Origin of the sequence: Haliscomenobacter sp., assembly GCF_040403615.1 — a bacterium.
In the GTDB taxonomy this organism is placed as follows: domain Bacteria; phylum Bacteroidota; class Bacteroidia; order Chitinophagales; family Saprospiraceae; genus Haliscomenobacter.
The window spans coordinates 1-1,781 of sequence record NZ_JBBAKG010000255.1 but is presented as its reverse complement, the minus strand read 5'-3'; the positions used below and the strand labels follow the sequence as shown (position 1 = coordinate 1,781).

The following is a 1,781-nucleotide window of genomic DNA, read 5'->3' as shown; positions in this document are numbered from 1 at the left end:
AGGACTTAAAATCCTCCCAGTGTGGGTTCGACCCCCACTCGGGGCACTAGTTTGTAAATCTACAGCTCATCTTCATCTCTGCGTGTGCAGTAGGGCCCTATTGAAAAAAGAGTTGATCTATCAAGTTTTCAACAATTCCGACAGAATCTACTCATGAAAATGAGATCTCTTTCGGTAGCTTTAATTCTCTTTGCGTCATCATTCGTTCAACTTGCAAATGCTGAGGCCGCTCCGCTTCCCTTTTTAAAATTGCCCACAAGTACAACCAAGCTCCAACAAGCACGCATTCTAGTTGGAGCCGATAAAGTATTTGAAAAGGGATACCAAGGCGAAGGCACCTCAGTTGTAGTTATTGATTCCGGAGTAAGAAGTGATACCAGGCAATTTGTGGGAAGAATCGCTACCGAAGTTTGTGTTCAGCTTCCTAATGAAAAGTATTGTCCAAATAATCAGGAGCTTGTAGAAGGTCCTGGGGCTTCAGAACCAGCTATCGAGGCTTCCGGTCAGCCTGCAATACACGGAACACTCACGGCAAGTGCTGTACTTGAGTTTGCTCCCCAGGCCATGATAATTCCTATAAGAACTTCGAGTAGCGCTGCAAGCAGAAATGCAATGGATTGGGTTGTTAAGAATGCGACAAAATACAATATTGCAGCCGTCAGCATGTCGTGGGGTGGCTACGGAGACGGGGCAAGATCTCCTAATTACTGCCAGAACCTGGATGAGCATCCTTATTTTGCAAAATTGCTTGAAGCTGGAATTGCTCCGGTTGCATCATCAGGTAATAACGGTTGGCTTTCAATGATGATTGGCCCCGCATGTGATTCATTAGCTGTTGGCGTAGGCGCAGTTGAGCCCGACACGGGCAAAATTTCAATTTACAGCAATACGGATTCCAGACTGAAATTACTGGCTCCAACTGGTTTTGAGGTAGCAACTATTTCTGCTGACAAAAGCCAAAAGGAACTTTGGTTTGATTCCTTTACTGGTACTTCTGCCTCCGCCCCGGTAGTGGCGGCGATGTTTGCGATTGGAAAATCTATACGCCCTGATTTAGAAATCAGTTCGATGTTAGAAATCGCTCGTGAAACAGCCGATCGGGTGGACGATATTTACGTTAAGGACTTGCGCAGGGTTCGATTTGATAAATTCGTAGAGAGCTTGCTCAACTTTAAATTTCCTACTGATCCAAAAGTTGCTCCGATTAGTTCATTAGATAAGAGTTGCACTCCGACAGGGAGCTTGAAGACTTTTCCAGCCGTCAATTCTCTTTTTCCAGCCAATTCTCCCTATTATGAATTTGATGATGGTGGAACGATGATTCGTGATGATCTTCATCCCGGTTATTACGACATAGGGCTTTCCTATAATTTACATCGTAGCTCTGATTGTTTGTACGCCGAATTGAGTATGAAAAGTGATCCATCTAGAGTTTGGGTTTCAAGAATCTCCCACTCAAAAAAAGGGTTTAACAGATTTCATATCGTGGTACCCAAATTTGTTGACTGGTTTAATTCCGCCGTTTTGCTGAGATTGGCACTTGTAGATCAAAATGGAAACTTCTCTAAAGTGACAACATTTGAATGGCCAGCATATTATTTCGCTCCACGAGCAGTTGTTGAGAGTCTCGTAGCTAATAATTGGAACATGAATCACATGTATCCGGAACTCAATGGTGTGGCGCAAATCCCAATTCTGACAGAGAAATTTGTGACGTCAACTGAAGTTTCGAGAGTTGAAATGGAAACCAAAACAGCCATAGATAAAGCAGTTGCAGATGC

Annotated in this window: 1 protein-coding gene; it reads left to right on the top strand. The window is 43.7% G+C overall.

The window, feature by feature from the left end:
* Nucleotides 1-153: 153 nt before the first annotated feature.
* A partial coding sequence (locus ABW391_RS29385; RefSeq protein WP_353485469.1) for a S8 family peptidase occupies nt 154-1,781 on the top strand: 1,628 nt, incomplete at its 3' end.